This is a genomic window from Pseudomonas peli (genome assembly GCF_050563605.1).
GTDB lineage: Bacteria > Pseudomonadota > Gammaproteobacteria > Pseudomonadales > Pseudomonadaceae > Aquipseudomonas > Aquipseudomonas peli_A.
This window is the reverse complement of sequence record NZ_JBNXUH010000001.1, coordinates 170,510-188,413: the sequence shown is the minus strand read 5'-3', so window position 1 is coordinate 188,413 and position 17,904 is coordinate 170,510. Positions and strand designations below refer to the sequence as shown.

Genomic DNA, 17,904 nt, shown 5'->3' with positions numbered 1-17,904 from the left:
GCCTGCCCGGCCGGTTTGGCTCACTGCGCCGCCTGGCGCAGGCGCGGCAGATCGAGGATTTCGATCTCGCCATAGGTCAGGCGCAGAATGCCTTGGCCTTCCAGTTCCTTGAGGATCTGGTTAGTGGTCTGCCGGGAGATCGCCAGCATCAGCGCCAGCTGTTCCTGGGGCAGGTGCAGCACGCGGCGTGGCTCGCCTTCGCCGTAGTTTTCCGCGATCAGCAGCAGGCGCCGAGCCAGGCGCGGGGCGGCGGGCAGCAGGCTCATCTCTTCCAGGGCGATAAACGCCAAGCGCAACTTGTGGCTCATCAGCAGGGCGAAGTCACGCCAGTACTGCGGCTGCTGTTCGAGCAGCGCCAACAGCGGCGCCTGCGGCACCAGCAGCAAAGTGGCGGGGCCTTCGGCAAAGGCGTCGTGGGTGCGCGGCTGACCGTCGAACAGGGAAATTTCGCCAAACCAGTAGGGCGGTTCGACCAGGGTCAGCAGCGCTTCCTTGCCGGTGGCGCTGACCGCACCGATGCGCATGCCGCCCTCGACCACCGCATACAGGCCGCAGGGTTTGTCGCCGCGGCGAAACAGCACCTGCCCGGGTGCCAGCTGTTGCACCTGGGCGGAGGCCAGCAGCGCCTCCTGCAATGCAGCGGGCAGGGCGTTAAACCAATGCCCCTGGCGCAGGCGCGCCTGATAGCTGTGGCCGCTGTTCATCGACGGCTCCAAGAGGTTTGTCGGCTAGCTGACAGAGCGCTGCGCGGGCGAGGGTTCATGCTGGCCACCTGTCTTGCATGAGGAAAATAATAATGAAAACCCTGGTTGATCATCTGGCTCAATACGCGGCCTATCACCGCGACCAACGCAATATTCTCAGCCACTTTATCGGTATTCCACTGATCGTTGTGGCGGTTGCCGTGCTGCTATCGCGCCCCGGCTTCGAGCTGCTTGGCCTGTGGCTTTCCCCCGCGCTGCTGGTGGCCGTGGCGGCAGGGGTGTTCTACCTGCGCCTGGACCTGCGCTTTGGCCTGCTGATGGCGCTACTGCTGGTACTCAGTCTGTGGGCGGCAGCGGGCCTGGCCGTGCAGTCGACGGCGGTGTGGCTAAGCAGCGGCATCGGCCTGTTTGTGATCGGCTGGATCATCCAGTTTGTCGGCCATTACTACGAAGGGCGCAAACCGGCGTTTGTCGATGACGTCATGGGCCTGGTGATCGGCCCACTGTTCGTCGCCGCCGAAGCGGCCTTCATGCTGGGCCTGCGCAAAGAGGTTGAACAGGCCATCGTCGAACGCGCCGGCCCGACCTGTATTCGCGAGAAAAAAGCGACTGCTTGATCGATTCACGCCTAGAACGTAATCAAGCTCTTGCGAGCTAGAGTCCTGCAAGGCGCTACGTAGTAACAGCCTCCCGCTGGTCAAAACAAGCGAGGAAGCGGACTGGGCTCGCACGCGAGTGTACTTTTGTACATGAGCATTCCGAGCCTGTTTTTAACGCAGCAGGGCCGACGCGCAGCAGATCGAAGACGGACTTAGTACATCGCCATCCATTGCGTGGTCAGCGAGCGGGTATGGCGATACACAGTGATCGGCGCAAACGGCCTGCCCGAAGCGCTCTGTAGCGCGCTGCTCTGGCTGTTGAGGTCGACCAGCGCGGCCTTGAGGTAATCCCAGCGGGTTTTCAGTTTGCCGACCTGTGGGTCGGCCTTGCTATCCAGCGCAGCCAGCTGCGCATCCACCGACGGCACGATCTTGCGTTCATCCTGACCGAGGTAGGTGTCAGGCTGTTCGCGGGCGGTTTCGAAATTGCCGAAGTAGGCGCGGCTGAGGTACTGCACCGAGAGGTATTCGAGCTTGGCGGACAGTTCGCTGTCATCCGGGCCGGCCAGCTTGCGGGTTTCCTCGAGCACGCCGAGCAGGGCCTTGCTGAGTTCTTCGGGGTAGCGCCAGGGCATGTCATCTTCGCTCGGGCCAAAGGCCACGCCACGACGAATCTGCACCACCAGTTCCTGATGGGCGCTGCGCAGGGCATCGCTGTTTTGCGGCAGGCTCTGCACCGCAGCGGCCAGGGCCTGCAGATCGGTTTCCAGGGCCTCCTGGTGTTTCTTTTGGAAACCCTCGCCACGTAACAGCATCAGGCTGCTGGTAACCCGGCTGGCCTGCACCTGAACCTGTTCCTGGGGGGTAACGGCCTGGGCAAAAGTCAGCGGCGAGAGGCCGGCCAACAGCCCGATAACCGCGAGCAATAGCGAGCGAGTCAGCGTTGTAGAACGCATACGAGGGGTGCTCCTTATTATTTTTGTGAGCAGTGCTGAACCAGGTCAGCTTATACAATCGCGGGCAACAGGGTACTGCACTGAATACTGGAGAAAAGCAGCCTAAAGAGTGATTTCATCGGAAAGATGCACCTGTTCGGCCAGGTCACGCAAGTACTGCGCGCTGAAGGCATCGGCCGGGAAGAAGGTTTCCAGCGCCAGCTCCGCCAGGGTGATGTCGTTGGCGGTGCCAAACACCGTGGTGGTGCCGATCAGGCTGACCACACCCTGCTCGCTGGCAAACTGCAGCGGCATCAGCACTGTATCGCTGTCGAACTGCGCGGGCGCCGCTGGCCCCGGATAGGCGTTCAGTTCATCCCACAACATCTGCAGCTGAGCATCGCCGCTGGCCTGAATATCGCGCTGCAAACGCGCCAGCAGGTAAGCGCGCCACGGCCCCAGATTGACGATACGCGGGGCCAGCCCGCCGGGATGCAGACTCAGGCGCATGACATTGATCGGCGGCACCAGCAGCTCCGGGGCAATGCCGACCAGAAAAGGTTCGATGGCACTGTTGGCCGCCAGAAGGTTCCAGTGGCGGTCGATGGTCAGCGCCGGGTAGGGCTCGTGGGCCTTGAGCAGCAGTTCGATGGCGGTGCGCGCGGCGGCCATGGCCGGCTCGGACAGCGCGTGCTGAGTAAACAGCGGCGCATAGCCGGCGGCGCTAAGCAGGCGATTGCGTTCGCGCAGCGGAATATCCAGTTGCTCGGCGAGCAACAGCAACATCTCGCGGCTGGGTTGCGCGCGCCCTGTTTCGACGAAACTCAGGTGGCGGGTGGAGATATCGGCCTCGCAGGCGAGGTCGAGCTGGCTAAGACGACGGTGCTGACGCCATTGGCGCAGCAGGGCCCCGACGGGCTGTATTTGACTGTTCATGGGCATCGACGATAGACCAGCGAGGTCATTGCGGCCATTACCTGCGAGGTAATCGACGCGGCGTGTGGATCGGCGAAATCTAAGGGCAACCCGCCATTTCGGCGGTCCTTTGTGGAGACTTTGCCATGACCACCTTGCAACCTTCGCTGTTACTGCGCCGCGCCCTGCTCGCCGATGGGCTGGTCGGTGTGGCCACTGCCGCGCAACTCCTGCTGCTGGCCGACTGGCTTAGCGGTTTACTGGCTCTGCCGCGTGAATTGCTACTCGGCGTCGGCCTGGTGCTGCTGCCGCTAGCGGCTTTTCTGCTCTGGCTGTCGCGCCGCGAAAGCATGGCGCGGGCGGCGGTTTATACGGTGATTGGCCTGAACGCGCTGTGGGTGGTGCACAGCCTGCTGTTGCTGCTCAGCGGCTGGGTCACGCCGAACCTGCTCGGCTACGCCTTCGTGATCGTCCAGGCCGTAGCCGTGCTGGTGTTTATCGAGCTGGAGCTGATCGGCCTTAAACGCTCGCAGGTCGTGCCCGGCGCGTTTGCCCAGGCATCAGTTGGTGCTCAGTAATGACACCGACTTGACCTGCGCCCACAGCGATTGCTCGCGCTGGATCTGCAGGCGGTCGAAGGAGTAACGGGTGATGCGGGCTATTAGTTGCTCGCCACCCACCTGCACGCGCACCAGCACGTGGGCCTGCTCGGCGACATTGATCCAGTCCAGCACCCGCGCCGGCAGCAGGTTGAGCACGCTGCTGTCCTCGGCCTGCTGCAGGCTCAGGCTGACATCGCGCGCCTTGATCTTGATCCGCACCGACTGGCCCAGCGGCAGCGGCCCATGGGGCAAGCGCAGGGTGATATTGCTACCGGGCAGTTGCAGCGAGAGCAGCCCGTAGGCCGGATCATGGCCGCTGACCTGACCATCAACCACCGCCTCGGCATCGTCCTCGAAGACAAACGGCAGGTCGGCGCGCAACAGGGTTTCCTTCAAGGGGCCACTGGCGCTGACCTTGCCGTCTTCCAGCAACACCAGATGATCGGCCAGGCGCGCCACCTCATCCGGCGAGTGGCTGACATAGACAACCGGAATCTCCAGCTCCTGATGCAGGCGCTCCAGATAGGGCAGCACCTCCTGCTTGCGCTTGAGATCGAGGGACGCCAGCGGCTCGTCCAGCAGCAGCAGGCGTGGGCTGGTCAGCAGGGCGCGGGCGATGCCGACGCGCTGCTGCTCGCCGCCGGACAGCTTGCCCGGCAAGCGCTCCAGTAGATGCTCAATGCCGAGCAGTTCCACCGCCTGCTCCAGGGCAATCCGCCGCTGCACTGCGGGGATGCGTTTCAGCCCGTACTGCAGATTGCGCCGCACCGTGAGATGGGCAAACAGGTTGGCATCCTGAAACACGTAACCCACGGCGCGTTGATGCGCCGGGACGAAGATACCCTGGGCGCTGTCCTGCCACAGCTCGCCGTTGACCTGCAGGTAGCCTTGGCTCGGCTGATCCAGCCCGGCAAAACAGCGCAAGCAGCTGGTCTTGCCCGAGCCGGAATGACCGAACAGGGCGCTGACCCCGCGACCGGGCAGGTTGAGTTCAACATCCAGGGTGAAACCAGCGTGCGCCACCTTGAAACGCGCCTGAATTTCGCCCGACCCGGCGACTATGCGAATTGCCGAATTGCGCCGCGCCAATGGCCAGATCATTGCCACACCCGCCCGCTGCTTCGACCAGAGTAGAGCGCCAGCAGCACGATAAAGGAGAACAGCACCATGCCGCCCGCCAGCCAGTGGGCCTGGGCGTACTGCATGGTTTCCACGTGGTTGTAGATCTGCACCGAAGCCACCTGGGTCTTCCCGGGGATATTGCCGCCAATCATCAGCACCACACCGAACTCGCCCACGGTATGGGCGAAACCGAGAATCGCCGCGGTGACAAAGCCCGGTTTGGCCAGCGGTAGCACCACGGTGAAGAACGCATCCCAAGGTCCGGCGCGCAGCGTCGCCGCCGCCTCCAGCGGGACACGACCAATCACCTCGAAGGCGTTCTGCAGCGGCTGCACAACAAAGGGCAGGGAATAGAACACCGAGCCGATCACCAGCCCAGTAAAGGTAAACGTCAGGGTGCCGAGGCCGAGGCTCTGGGTCAGCTGGCCGATAAAGCCGTGCGGTCCCATGCTTACCAGCAGATAGAAACCGATCACCGTCGGCGGCAGCACCAGCGGCAGGGCGACGATCGCGCCAATCGGCTGCTTCCATTTGGATTGAGTGCGCGCCAGCCACCAGGCAATCGGCGTACCGATCAGCAGCAGCAACAGGGTGGTCAGCGATGCCAGCTCAAATGTCAGCAGTACGGCGGCGAGATCGGCTTTAGTCAGTGGCATCGCAACCGCCTTTTCAAAGTTGGTAGCCGTAGGACTTGATGATAGCGGCCGCTTTTTCACCCTTCAGGTACGCGGTGAAAGCCGCAGCAGCTGGGTTGTGCTCGCCCTGCTTGAGGATCAGGGCATCCTGCCTGATCGGCGTGTGCAGCTCGGCCGGCACGATCCAGGCCGAACCACTGCTGAGCTGGCCATCCTGATACACCTGCGACAGCGCGACAAAGCCCAGCTCGGCGTTTCCGGTGGCGATAAAGTGCAATGCCTTGGCAATGCTTTGCCCGGTCACCAGCTTGCCCTGCATCGCTTCGGTCAAGCCGAGCTTAGCCAGCACCTGGGTTGCCGCCAGGCCATAGGGCGCGGTTTTTGGATCAGCAATCGCCAAGTACCGGTACTGGTTGGCCTTGAGCGCCGCGTCGCTGCCATCCAGATAACCCGGCGTGGCCGACCACAGCACCAGGCTGCCAACTGCGTAGGTAAAGCGCGAGCCACTGACGCCCAGGCCTTCGCTGTCGAGCTTGGCCGGGGTGCTTTCATCAGCACTGAGCAACACCTCGAATGGCGCGCCATGCTGAATCTGCGCATACAGCTGGCCAGTGGCGCCGAAGGAGGCGAGTACGCTGTGCCCAGTGTCTTTTTCGAACTCGCTGGCAATCGCCTGCAGCGGCGCGGTGAAGTTGGCGGCCACCGCAACCTGCACCTGCTCAGCCAGGGCCTGGCTACTGAATACCAAGGCGGCGAACAGCGCCGCGATACAAGCGTGCATGGATAACTCCTGGGTGTGCGGCTGCAGGGCAACGGCTGTTCTGCCGCCGTTGATTCGCCTGGCTACTCTACCTTCGCTATATCTCGCGATATACAGCGATTTGCGCAATAAGGACTTGGCAGAGAAACAAAAACAGGGCTGCCGAGAGGATCGACAGCCCTGTTACGCAGGCATCAGCGCTGCGGGCTGAGCTGCATAAAGCCAATTACTGACTCAATAGTCAAGTAGCGCCCTATTCAGCTCGCATGCCGAGGCTGACTGGCGTCAGCCCCGTTCACCCATCGCCTTAGATCAGGCCAATTTCCACCCGGTCACCCTGCAAGCGTACCGGCCAGGTACGCAGCTGCTGCTCGGGATACTCCAGGCAGCTGCCGTCTTCCAGGCGATAGTGCTGTTTGTACAGCGGCGCGGCGATCACCAGGTCGCCGGCCAGGCTGCCGACAATGCCGCGACCGATAACGTTGGCGCCGGACTTCGGGTCGCGGTTGTCCACGGCATACAGCTGTTTGCCGCTGGTCTCGTCAGGCAGGTAGAACAGCGCGACCTGGGCGCCATCGACCCAGGCGACCACGCCGGAGTTGGCCACCAGATCGGCACGGCTGCACAGGGCGCGCCATTGCACGCTGGTTTGTTCGACTGTTGCGGTTGCGCTCGACTGGTCCATCAGACCACCTCCTCAGCTGGAATACGTTGCAGTTCGGCGGCGCTGATTGGGCGACGCTGGCCGCGTTCCTCGACAAACTGGATATCCGGATCGCCGCCCTGCTGGTTGACGAAGGTGCGGAAGCGCTTGAGCTTCTCTGGGTCCTTCAGGGCGTTGGCCCATTCGCACTCGTAGCGCTCAATCACCAACTGCATCTGCGCTTCCAGTTCGGCGGCAAGATTCAGGCTGTCGTCGATGATCACTTCCTTGAGGTAATCCAGGCCGCCTTCCAGCGACTCGCGCCATACCGAGGTGCGTTGCAGACGGTCGGCGGTGCGCACGTAGAACATCAGGAAGCGGTCGATGTAGCGGATCAGGGTTTCGTCATCCAGATCGGTGGCGAACAGCTCGGCGTGGCGTGGGCGCATGCCGCCGTTGCCGGCGACATACAGGTTCCAGCCGTTCTCGGTGGCGATCACGCCAACGTCCTTGCTCTGCGCCTCGGCGCATTCGCGGGTGCAGCCGGAGACGGCGAACTTGATCTTGTGCGGCGAGCGCAGGCCCTTGTAGCGATCCTCCAGCAGCAGCGCCATGGCCACGCTGTCCTGCACGCCGTAGCGGCACCAGGTGCTGCCGACGCAGGACTTAACCGTGCGCAGCGACTTGCCGTAGGCGTGGCCGGTTTCGAAACCGGCGGCGATCAGTTCGGCCCAGATATCCGGCAGCTCGTGCAGCTGCGCGCCGAACAGGTCGATGCGCTGGCCGCCGGTGATCTTGGTGTAGAGGTCGTACTTTTTCGCCACTGCGCCGATGGCCAGCAGGCCGTCCGGGGTGATCTCGCCGCCAGGAATACGCGGCACCACCGAGTAGGTGCCGTTCTTCTGCATGTTGGCCATAAAGGTGTCGTTGGTGTCCTGCAGAGGCACCAGCGCCGGATCGGTGATCGAGCGGTTCCAGCAGGAGGCGAGGATCGAACCCACCGCCGGCTTGCAGATGTCGCAGCCGACATGACCGCGGCCGTGCTTGGCCAGCAGCGCCTCGAAGCTCTCGATGCCTTCCACGCGGACGATGCCGTACAGCTCCTGACGGGTGTAGGCGAAGTGCTCGCACAGGCTCTTGTCCACCACCACGCCGCGCGCAGTCAGCTCGTGCTCGAACACCTGCTTGAGCAGCGCCGAACAGCCGCCGCAACCGGTAGCAGCTTTGGTGCAAGCCTTGAGTCCGGCCAGGTCGCCGCAACCGCCGTCGATGGCGGCGCAGATCGCGCCTTTGCTGACGTTGTGGCAGGAACAGATGGTCGCGGTGTCCGGCAGGGCATCGGCACCCAGCGCCGGGGCGCCTTCGCCTTGCGGCAGGATCAGGCAGGACGGATCGGCCGGCAGCTTGATGCCGTTCTGCACGTACTGCAGCAGGGTGTCGTAATAGCTGTTGTCGCCGACCAGCACGGCACCGATGGCCTGCTTACCGTCGGCCGATACGACCAGGCGGCGGTAGCTGGCGCTGGCTTCATCGATAAAGCGGTAGCTGCGCGAGCCGGCGGTAGCACCGTGGGCATCGCCGATGGAGCCGACGTCGACGCCGAGCAGCTTGAGCTTGGTCGACATGTCCGCGCCCATGAAGGGCTCGCTGTCTTCGCCGCACAGCTGGGTGGCGACGCTGCGGGCCATCTGGTAGCCCGGCGCGACCAGGCCGAAGATCCCGCCGTTCCACGCCGCGCATTCGCCGATGGCGTAGATGGCCGGATCGCTGGTGCGGCACTGGCTGTCGATGGCAACGCCACCGCGCGGGCCGAGTTCCAGGCCGCACTGCTTGGCAATGGCGTCCTGCGGGCGGATGCCGGCGGAGAACACGATCAGGTCAGTCTCAAGGAATTCGTCACCGGCAAAGTTCATCCGGTAGCGGTATTCGCTGCCCGGGGTGATCGACTGGGTGCCGCGCGACAGGTGCACGCTAACGCCCAGGGCCTCGATCTGGGCTTTGAGCGCCAGGCCGCCGTGGTCATCCAGCTGCACCGGCATCAGGCGCGGGGCGAATTCCACCACATGGGCTTCCAGGCCCAGGGACTTCAGCGCGTTGGCCGCTTCCAGGCCGAGCAAGCCGCCACCGACCACCACACCACGGCGCGCACTCTTGGCAGCGGCCTGAATGGTGTCGAGGTCGGCCAGGGTGCGGTAGACCAGGCGCGAATCACCCTCGGCGCCTTCAATCGGCGGCACGAAGGGGTAGGAGCCGCTGGCCAGCACCAGCTGGTCGTAGGGGAAGCTGCCTTCGGCGGTGATCACTTCGCGGCGTTCGCGGTCGATCTCCAGCACCGGTACGCCGAGGTGCAAGGTCACGCCCGGCGTCTGGTACAGCTCGGCACCGCTGAGGGCCAGGGACTCAGCATCGCGGCCGGTGAAATACTCGGAGAGGTGCACGCGGTCATAGGCACGCAGCGGCTCTTCGCTGAATACCTGCACGCGGTACTGCGCCAGCGCGCCACGCTCGATCAGTTGCTCGACGCAGTGATGGCCGACCATGCCGTTGCCGATGATGATCAGCCGTTGCTGGTCTGTGGAGGTATCTGTGCTGTTCATGGCATTTCCCGGCCGAAGCTCATCAGGTTTTTCTGCGGCAATAAAAAAGCGCCTGAAACCTTGCGGTTTCAGGCGCCTTTGCCTGTTCTGTGAGGTGCCTGCGAGTGGCACCTGATACCCATTGCCTATAGAGGCTGGCGATCGCCATTGATCGAATGGGCGGCCCGAATGTGGCGGGCTCGCTGGGGCTCATGCAGCGCCTGTGCCAGTTTCCCCGCAGCAGCCTGCGGCCCGCATTGCAGCGGGCTGCAGGCGCCGTTGCAGGCTCACCTGACCGGCGCGATAAAGACCCAAAAAGAGGCGAGCAGAGCACCCTGCGCCCCATTATGAGTCGCGCAAAACCCGCCCAGCAGCCCCGCATACACCTCGCCAGGCCTTGCCGCGCGGGCGTTCAAGCCGCCCTGACGGACCCTGGCGCGTGCCTTGCTATAGACCAACCCAGGTAATCAACGCTGATTGCCCATCCACGACAAAGACGCCGTGCCACTCCCGTTTCGACGGAGGGTTGCATGGCGTTTTGCGTTTCAGGTGCAGGAGAGGGGTGTGGCGAACAAAACGGTTCGGAGTGTCTGTCCATATTGCGGCGTTGGCTGCGGCATCGTCATGCACGTGGAAAACGGCAAGATCGCCAAGGTCACCGGCGATGCGCAGCATCCGAGCAACTTCGGCCGCCTGTGCACCAAGGGCAGCACCTGCGCCCAGCCGCTGAACGAATCCGGCCGCATGCAGCACGCCTACCTGCGCAGCGAACGTAACCGTGACCCTGGGCAAATCGCCATGGACGCCGCGATCAGTGCCGCCGCCGCCCGCCTGCGCGCGATCCTCGACGAACATGGCCCGGACGCCATCGCCCTGTATGTCTCCGGGCAGATGTCGCTGGAGGCGCAGTACCTGGCCAACAAGCTGGTCAAGGGCTACCTGGGCAGCAACCAGATCGAATCCAACTCGCGCCTGTGCATGGCCAGCGCCGGCAGCGGCTACAAGTTGTCGCTGGGTGCCGACGGCCCACCCGGCTCATACCAGGATTTCGACCGCGCGGATGTGCTGCTGGTGATCGGCGCGAATATGGCCGACTGTCATCCGATCCTGTTTCTACGCCTGATGGCGCGGGTCAAGGCCGGCGCCAAGCTGATCGTCGTCGACCCCCGGCGCAATGCCACGGCGGACAAGGCCGACCTGTTTCTGCAGATCAAACCGGGCAGCGACCTGCTGCTGCTCAACGGCCTATTGCACTTGCTGCACAAGAACGGTCATACCGATCCGGCCTTTATTGCCGAGTTCACCGAAGGCTGGCAGGTCATGCCGGACTTCCTTGAGAGCTACACCCCCGAATACGTCGCCGCCCACACCGGGCTGAGCGAAGCAGCGATCCGCCAGGCCGCACGCTGGATCGGCGAAGCCGGCGAGTGGATGAGCTGCTGGACCATGGGCCTCAACCAGAGCACCCACGGCACCTGGAACACCAACGCCCTGTGCAACCTGCACCTGGCCACCGGCAAGATCTGCCGCCCCGGCAGTGGGCCGTTCTCCCTCACCGGCCAACCCAACGCCATGGGCGGCCGCGAAATGGGCTATATGGGCCCCGGTCTGCCGGGCCAGCGCAGCGTGCTGGTGGACGACGACCGCGCCTTTGTCGAGCAGATCTGGGGCGTGCCGGCCGGCACCCTGCACACCCGCCTGGGCGGCGGCAGCGTGACGTTGTTCGAGGACCTGGCAGCCGGCAAGGTCAAGGCCTGCTGGATCATCTGCACCAATCCGGTGGCGAGCATGGCCAACCGTAGCAAGGTAATCGAAGGGCTAAAGGCCGCCGAACTGGTAATCGCCCAGGACGCTTTTCTCGACACCGAAACCAATCGCTACGCCGACATCCTCCTGCCCGGCGCGCTGTGGGCCGAAGCCGAAGGGGTGATGATCAACTCCGAACGCAACCTGACCCTGATGCCGCAAGCCGTCGAGCCGCCCGGCGAGGCCATGGCCGACTGGCGCATCATCGCCGAGGTGGCCTGCGCCATGGGCTTTGCCGACGGTTTCAGCTACAGCTCGGCCGAGCAGGTATTCGAGGAAATCAAACGCTTCCACAACCGCAAAACCGGCTATGACCTGCGCGGCGCCAGCTACCCGCGCCTGCGCCAAACGCCGCTGCAATGGCCCTGCGCCAGCGAAGAAGGCGACGGGCGTATGCCGCTGCGCTACATCAACGACGGAATCAGCCAGACGCTGCACACCCACGCAGACGGCAGCATGCCGCGCCTGGCCTTTGCCACTCCCAGCGGCAAGGCGCAGTTTTTCCCGCGCCCGCACCTCGACCCGGCGGAAATGCCCGATGCCGACTTCCCATTCGTACTCAATACCGGGCGCCTGCAGCACCAGTGGCACACCCTGACCAAGACCGGCAAGGTAGCCACACTGAACAAGCTCAATCCGGGCCCCTTTATCGAAGTGCACCCGCAGGACGCCGCCGCCCTCGGCGTGCGCGACCGCGACCAGCTGGAAGTCCGCTCGCGGCGTGGCCACGCCGTGCTGCCGGTGCAGATCAGCGACCGCGTGCTGCCCGGCGGCTGCTTTGCGCCGTTCCACTGGAACGATGTGTACGGCGACAACCTGGCGATCAACGCGGTAACCAGCGACGCCATCGACCCCATCTCGCAGCAGCCGGAATTCAAGTTCTGCGCCGTCAGCCTGCGGCGTATCGAGCTGATCGCCCATCAACGCCTCGACTCGCCCGCCGCCGAGGCAGTCGACAGCACTCGTCTATCTCACCAGCCCGAGGAACTCGCGATGTCGAGCATCGAAACCTTTGCGGCCCTGGTCGGCGTAGATTGCAGCGCGCCGCCGCCACTCAGCGAAAGCGAGCGCACCTATATGGCCGGCTATATCAGCGGCTTGCGCAGCAACCCCGGCGGCGGCGTGCCCAGCCTGCCAAGCCAGGCGCCCCTGGCGGAGCCGACCCGCCTGTGGCTCGACGGCATGCTCGCCGGAATATTCAGCCGCATCGCACCCGCGGCGCTGGCAGCGAGCCCAGCGGTAACCCTGCTGTGGGCCTCGCAAACCGGCAATGCCGAAGCACTGGCCGAACGCCTGGCAGCGCACCTGAGCGAAGCCGGGGTGGCCGTGGCGCTGAGCTGTATGGCCGATTATCCGCCGCAGCAACTGGCCAGCGCCGGCTCGGTGTTGCTGCTCAGCAGCACCTTCGGCGACGGCGATGCGCCGGACAACGGCCAGGCCTTCTGGAGCGCCCTGCAGACCAGCGACCTGCGCCTGGAAAATCTGCGTTATGCGGTACTGGCCCTCGGCGACCCCAACTACGAGCAGTTCTGCCAGCACGGCAAAAACCTCGACCGCCGCCTGGCCGAACTCGGCGCCACACCGCTACGGCCCTGCCTGGATTGCGACAGCGACTTCGACGACGCAGCGGCGGCCTGGCTGAGCGAGCTGCTGCCGTTGCTGCGCCCGGCTGAAACAACAGTTCCTGCACATAGCACAGTCGCAACTGAACCCGTCAGCACACAGTTAGTCAGCAAGACCCAGCCGCTGCCGGCGCGCCTGGCGCTGAACCTGCGCCTGAACGCAGAGGGCACGAGCAAGGACACCCGCCAGTTCGCCTTCGCCCTGGGCGACGCCGGCCTGACCTACGAAGCGGGCGATGCCCTCGGCGTATGGCCGCGCAACTGCCCGGAGCTGGTCGAGGAAGTGCTCGAACTGACGCGCCTGGACGGCGAACAACTGGTCAACGTGGCCAAGGTCGGCGAGCTGCCGCTGCGCGAGGCGCTGACCAGCCATTTCGAAATCGCCCGGCCGAGCAACGAGGCCCTCGCCCTGGTCGCCGAACGCAGCGCCAGCAGCGAATTACGCAGCCTGCTTGGTGAGCGCAAGGCCGAGCTGAAGGACTGGCTGTGGGGCCGCCAACTGGCCGACGTGCTGCAGGCCTATCCGGCCGAACACACGGCAGGCGAGCTGCTGGGCAGCCTCAAGCGTTTGCAACCGCGCCTGTATTCCATCTCATCAAGCCCCAAGGCACATGCCGGCGAAGTGCACCTGACCGTTTCCGCCGTGCGCTACGGCAAGCGCAAGGGCGTGGCCTCGACCTTTCTCGCCGACCGTGTGGGTAACGGCGAGGTGCCGCTGTTTGTGCAGAGCAACAAATACTTCCGCGTGCCGCAAGATGGCGACGTGCCGATGATCATGATCGGCCCCGGCACCGGCGTGGCGCCGTTTCGCGGCTTCCTCCACGAACGCCGTGCGCGCGGCGATGCCGGCAAGAACTGGCTGTTCTTCGGCGAGCAGCATGCGGCCAGCGACTTCTACTACCGCGACGAGCTCACGGCGATGCAGCACGACAGCCTGTTGACCAACCTCAGCCTGGCCTTCTCCCGCGATCAGGCGCAGAAGATTTACGTGCAGGATCGTATTCGCGAGCAGGGCGGCGAGCTGTGGCGCTGGCTGGAGGAGGGTGCGCAGCTGTATGTCTGCGGCGACGCCAACCGCATGGCCAAGGATGTCGAACAGGCACTACGGGATGTGGCGCGCGAGCACGGTGGTTTGAGCGAGGAAAAAGCCGCCGAACATATTCGCCGTTTGGCCGAACAGAAGCGTTATCTGCGCGACGTGTACTGAAGGCTCAAAGTTTGCGCCAGACACTGGCTAGCCAGGGCTGCTGGTCACGCGGCAAGCCTGCCGGGCGGTAGTAATGCTGCAGTTCGCTAAAGCCGGCGGCGATGAGCAATACGCGCCAGTTGGCCAGATCGTGATAGGCACCGTAGCGCTCGCCATTCCAACCTTCCTGATTCTCACCACGGGGGTTGGAGCTAAACAGCACGCCGCCGGGTTTAAGGGTGGCATGCAGCTGCTTCAGCACCCGTGGCAGTTCCTGGCGGGGAATATGAAACAGCGAGGCATTGGCAAACACGCCATCGAAGCGCTCAGGCGGCAGATCGAGGGCAAGAAAGTCCTGCTGCCAGGCCTCGCAGCCACTGTCGGCGCGAGCCATTTCGACAAAGCGCGAGCAGCCGTCCAAACCGACGGCCGTATGGCCCATGGCGCTAAAGGTGCGCAGATCGCGCCCCGGGCCGCAGCCGAAATCGAGAATCTGGTAGGGCGTCGTGGCCTGAATATGCGCGAGCAGGGCGGCGATATTCTGGCTGACATCGTGGTCGCGGGTGCCGTCACGAAAGTCTTCGGCGCAGCCCTGATAATGGCGCAGGGTCAGTGCGCTGATCTGCGCCAGTTCAGTCGGGCTCAGCGGCATACGCGCTTAACCCTCGGCCAGCAGGCGGCGCAGTTCGGCCAACACCGGGGCGCTGGCAGGGCGTACGTCGCGCCATAGGGCGAAGGCTTCGGCGGCTTGTTCCACCAGCATGCCCAGGCCATCCAGGGTACGCGCCGCACCGTGCTCGGCGGCCCAGCGGTTAAAGGCGGTCAGCTCCTTGCCGTACATCATGTCGTAGCACAGGGTATGGCCAGGCTGGATCAGGCTTGGGGCAATCGGCGGCAACTCGCCGGCCAGGCTGGCCGAGGTGCCATTTATGATCAGGTCCACCGGCGCATCAATCCAGTCATAACCGCTGGCAACCACTGGGCCCAGGTCGGCAAATTCGCGGGCCAGTTGCTCGGCTTTCTCGACCGTACGGTTGGCAATCACCAGCGCTGCCGGTTGCTCGGCCAGCAGCGGCTCCAACACCCCGCGCACCGCACCGCCGGCGCCGAGCAGCAGGATGCGTTTGCCCTTGAGGGTTACCCCGGCATTCACCGTCAGATCACGCACCAGGCCTGCGCCGTCGGTGTTATCGCCAAGCAGGCTGCCGTCGGCGAGCTTCTTCAGGGTATTTACCGCACCGGCGCGTTGAGCGCGGGCGCTGAGCTGATCGGCAAGAGCAAACGCCTGTTCCTTGAACGGCACCGTGACATTGGCACCCAAACCCTCAGCGAAGAAACTGCGGGCAAATCCGGGGAAGTCGTCCAGTGGCGCGAGCAGGGCTTCATAACTCAGCTGCTCGCCAGTCTGCTGGGCAAACAAGCGATGAATCAGCGGCGACTTGCTATGGCCGATGGGGTTGCCGAATACGCCGTAGCGGTCCATCAATAATCCTCTTTGAAATTTGCCTTCAGCGCGTCGCGAGCGACGGTCAGGCAAGGCGAGAGCAGGCGAGGAAGCGGAGTTTACGAGCTGTAAATGAGATTACTCGTTCCACTCGCCCTTCGGGTCGCGCTAATGCGCGTTAGCCGCAAGCGGCTTGCCGAGCCTGCTCTCAACGCAGCATGGCCTAGCGCAGCAGCGATCAAGGCAAATTTGCGAGCCAATCGCGATCGGTTAGGAAGTATTCGGTCAACCGCGCCTCTTCACTGCCCGGCTCCGGCTTCCAGTCGTAACCCCAGCGTACATGCGGCGGCAGCGACATCAGGATCGACTCTGTACGCCCACCGGACTGCAGGCCGAACAGCGTGCCACGGTCGAACACCAGGTTGAACTCGACATAGCGGCCCCGGCGGAAGGCCTGGAACTCACGCTCGCGCTCACCATAGGGGGTCAGCTTGCGGCGCTGCACGATGGGCAGATAGGCCGCGATGTAGGCATCGCCGATGGCGCGCATAAAGGCGAAGCTGGTGTCGAAATCCCACTGATTCAGGTCATCGAAAAACAGCCCGCCAATGCCGCGCGGCTCGCCGCGGTGCTTGAGGTGGAAGTAGCGATCACACCACGCCTTGAACTTCGGATAGACCTCGGCACCGAAGGGCGCGCAGGCGTCATGGGCGACCTGGTGCCAGTGCCGGCAGTCTTCTTCATTGCCGTAGTAAGGCGTCAGGTCGAAGCCGCCGCCGAACCACCAGACCGGCTCTTCACCGGCTTTCTCGGCGCTGAAGAAGCGCACGTTGGCGTGGGAGGTCGGCACATAGGGGTTTTCCGGGTGGATCACCAGCGATACGCCAAGGGCCTCGAAACCGCGCCCGGCCAGTTCCGGCCGGTGCGCACTGGCCGAAGGCGGCAGGCTGTCGCCGAACACATGGGAGAAGTTCACCCCGCCCTTTTCGATCAGCGCGCCGTTCTCCATTACCCGCGTGCGCCCGCCACCACCGGCTGGCCGCTGCCAGGCATCCTCGAAGAATTCGGCACCACCATCTTCGGCTTGCAGGGCAGTGCAGATACGGTCTTGCAGATCCAGCAGGTAGGCTTTGACGGCCTCAGTACGGTCACTCACGGCGGCACCTTGAAAGCGGGTAAGGCCGTTCGGCAAGGGGATGACCGAGCGGCGAAATCGGCGGCAAGCATAACATTATGGCCTGCCATCCATGGCGGCCACCCTCCGGATCGTCGCCGCGCCGCAGTTGACGGCGGTCAATGCAGACGATTGGATAACGGCACTTTTACGCCCCTGCGGGCATCATCCAGGCATCCAATTGCGGAAGACTCTGAAAATGGCCATGCGTATCCAATTCAACCGTCACGGCGGCCCGGACGTTCTCGACTACACCGACTACACACCCGCTGCCCCAGGCCCTAATGAAGTGCGGGTGCAGAACCAGGCGATTGGCCTGAATTTTATCGACACCTATTTCCGCAGCGGCCTGTATGCGCCGCCAGCGCTGCCGTCCGGCCTGGGCACCGAAGGTGCGGGCATCGTCGAGGCGGTGGGGGCGGCGGTCAGCGGCTTTCAGGTGGGTGACCGCGTGGCCTATGCCACCGGACCACTAGGCGCTTACAGCGAACTGCACGTGCTGCCGGCCGAGAAGCTGGTGAAACTGCCGGATGCAATCAGCTTCGAACAAGCCGCCGCAGTGATGCTCAAGGGCCTGACGGTGCAGTACCTGCTACGCCAGACCTATCCACTGCAGGGCGGCGAAACCATTCTGTTTCATGCCGCCGCCGGCGGGGTTGGTTCCTTCGCTTGCCAGTGGGGCAGGGCGCTTGGGGTCAAGCTGATCGGCACGGTCAGCTCGGCCGAAAAAGCCGCACGGGCCAAAGAGCAGGGCGCCTGGGCGACCATCGACTACAGCCATGAAAACGTTGCCCAGCGCGTACTGGAACTGACTGACGGCAAGAAGTGCCTGGTGGTCTACGACGGCGTCGGCAAGGACACCTGGGAAACCTCGCTAGATTGCGTGGCGCCGCGCGGCCTGCTGGTCAGCTTCGGCAATGCCTCTGGCGCAGTCAGCGGAGTCAACCTGGGCATCCTGGCGCAGAAGGGCTCGCTGTTCGTCACCCGCCCAACCCTGGCCGGCTACGCCGATACGCCTTGCCGGCTGCAGACCATGGCTGATGAACTGTTCGCCATGATCGCCAGCGGCCAGCTGCAGGTGGAGATCAGCAACCGCTATGCGCTCAAGGATGCGCCGCTGGCACAAACAGCCCTGAGCGCGCGGCAGACCACCGGCTCGAGCATTCTGCTGCCCTAGGCGG

At 64.1% G+C, this 17,904-nt stretch carries 15 protein-coding genes; 4 read left to right on the top strand and 11 right to left on the bottom strand.

The window, feature by feature from the left end; translation table 11 throughout:
* Positions 1-20: 20 nt before the first annotated feature.
* Positions 21-704 (bottom strand): Crp/Fnr family transcriptional regulator, encoded by a 684-nt coding sequence (locus tag ACQ4LH_RS00885; protein WP_430695431.1) that lies wholly within the window; start codon positions 702-704, stop codon positions 21-23.
* Between the two features lie 92 nt (positions 705-796).
* Between ACQ4LH_RS00885 and ACQ4LH_RS00880 the strand changes: the two genes are divergently transcribed.
* Positions 797-1,321, top strand: a complete 525-nt coding sequence (locus ACQ4LH_RS00880; protein WP_430695430.1) for a DUF962 domain-containing protein — start codon at positions 797-799, stop codon at positions 1,319-1,321.
* Between the two features lie 194 nt (positions 1,322-1,515).
* Here ACQ4LH_RS00880 and ACQ4LH_RS00875 read toward each other — a convergent pair whose 3' ends face one another.
* The gene (locus ACQ4LH_RS00875; protein WP_430695429.1) at positions 1,516-2,259 is read right to left on the bottom strand and encodes a hypothetical protein; all 744 of its coding nucleotides are present in this window, start codon (positions 2,257-2,259) and stop codon (positions 1,516-1,518) included.
* A gap of 102 nt (positions 2,260-2,361) precedes the next feature.
* Positions 2,362-3,174 carry a helix-turn-helix domain-containing protein gene (locus ACQ4LH_RS00870; protein WP_430695428.1) on the bottom strand — a complete coding sequence of 271 codons (813 nt, stop codon included), beginning with the start codon at positions 3,172-3,174 and terminating at the stop codon, positions 2,362-2,364.
* Positions 3,175-3,299: 125 nt separating this feature from the next.
* On the opposite strand from ACQ4LH_RS00870, the gene ACQ4LH_RS00865 reads away from it, so the two are divergent.
* A complete protein-coding gene (locus tag ACQ4LH_RS00865) occupies positions 3,300-3,731 on the top strand; it encodes a hypothetical protein (protein WP_430695427.1) in 432 nt (143 codons plus the stop codon).
* Here the strand turns inward: ACQ4LH_RS00865 and modC are convergent.
* The 5 genes from modC to nirB form a co-directional block, all read right to left on the bottom strand.
* The gene (gene modC, locus ACQ4LH_RS00860; protein ID WP_430695426.1) at positions 3,714-4,856 is read right to left on the bottom strand and encodes a molybdenum ABC transporter ATP-binding protein; all 1,143 of its coding nucleotides are present in this window, start codon (positions 4,854-4,856) and stop codon (positions 3,714-3,716) included. The two genes, ACQ4LH_RS00865 and modC, sit on opposite strands and share 18 nt — an antisense overlap.
* Positions 4,853-5,533, bottom strand: coding sequence for a molybdate ABC transporter permease subunit (gene modB / locus ACQ4LH_RS00855; RefSeq protein WP_430695425.1), 681 nt, complete (start codon positions 5,531-5,533; stop codon positions 4,853-4,855). Before modB ends, modC begins: the two co-directional genes overlap by 4 nt.
* A gap of 13 nt (positions 5,534-5,546) precedes the next feature.
* Positions 5,547-6,293, bottom strand: coding sequence for a molybdate ABC transporter substrate-binding protein (modA, locus tag ACQ4LH_RS00850; RefSeq protein ID WP_430695424.1), 747 nt, complete (start codon positions 6,291-6,293; stop codon positions 5,547-5,549).
* Between the two features lie 286 nt (positions 6,294-6,579).
* On the bottom strand, positions 6,580-6,957 hold the full coding sequence (gene nirD / locus ACQ4LH_RS00845; RefSeq protein WP_430695423.1) for a nitrite reductase small subunit NirD: 378 nt from the start codon (positions 6,955-6,957) through the stop codon (positions 6,580-6,582).
* Positions 6,957-9,512: a nitrite reductase large subunit NirB gene (gene nirB / locus ACQ4LH_RS00840; protein WP_430695422.1), complete on the bottom strand. Its 2,556-nt coding sequence runs from the start codon at positions 9,510-9,512 to the stop codon at positions 6,957-6,959. Before nirB ends, nirD begins: the two co-directional genes overlap by 1 nt.
* A gap of 543 nt (positions 9,513-10,055) precedes the next feature.
* On the opposite strand from nirB, the gene ACQ4LH_RS00835 reads away from it, so the two are divergent.
* On the top strand, positions 10,056-14,126 hold the full coding sequence (locus tag ACQ4LH_RS00835; RefSeq protein ID WP_430695420.1) for a molybdopterin-dependent oxidoreductase: 4,071 nt from the start codon (positions 10,056-10,058) through the stop codon (positions 14,124-14,126).
* Between the two features lie 4 nt (positions 14,127-14,130).
* On the opposite strand, the gene ACQ4LH_RS00830 is transcribed toward ACQ4LH_RS00835, so the two are convergent.
* The 3 genes from ACQ4LH_RS00830 to hemF form a co-directional block, all read right to left on the bottom strand.
* Complete coding sequence (locus ACQ4LH_RS00830) at positions 14,131-14,757, bottom strand: class I SAM-dependent methyltransferase (RefSeq protein ID WP_430695419.1); 627 nt, start codon at positions 14,755-14,757, stop codon at positions 14,131-14,133.
* Positions 14,758-14,763: 6 nt separating this feature from the next.
* Entirely contained in the window at positions 14,764-15,588 is an 825-nt protein-coding gene (gene aroE, locus ACQ4LH_RS00825; RefSeq protein ID WP_430695417.1) for a shikimate dehydrogenase, read from the bottom strand.
* A gap of 199 nt (positions 15,589-15,787) precedes the next feature.
* Complete coding sequence (gene hemF / locus ACQ4LH_RS00820; RefSeq protein ID WP_430695416.1) at positions 15,788-16,705, bottom strand: oxygen-dependent coproporphyrinogen oxidase; 918 nt, start codon at positions 16,703-16,705, stop codon at positions 15,788-15,790.
* Positions 16,706-16,922: 217 nt separating this feature from the next.
* On the opposite strand from hemF, the gene ACQ4LH_RS00815 reads away from it, so the two are divergent.
* Positions 16,923-17,900: an NADPH:quinone reductase gene (locus ACQ4LH_RS00815; RefSeq protein WP_430695414.1), complete on the top strand. Its 978-nt coding sequence runs from the start codon at positions 16,923-16,925 to the stop codon at positions 17,898-17,900.
* Positions 17,901-17,904 lie beyond the last annotated feature (4 nt).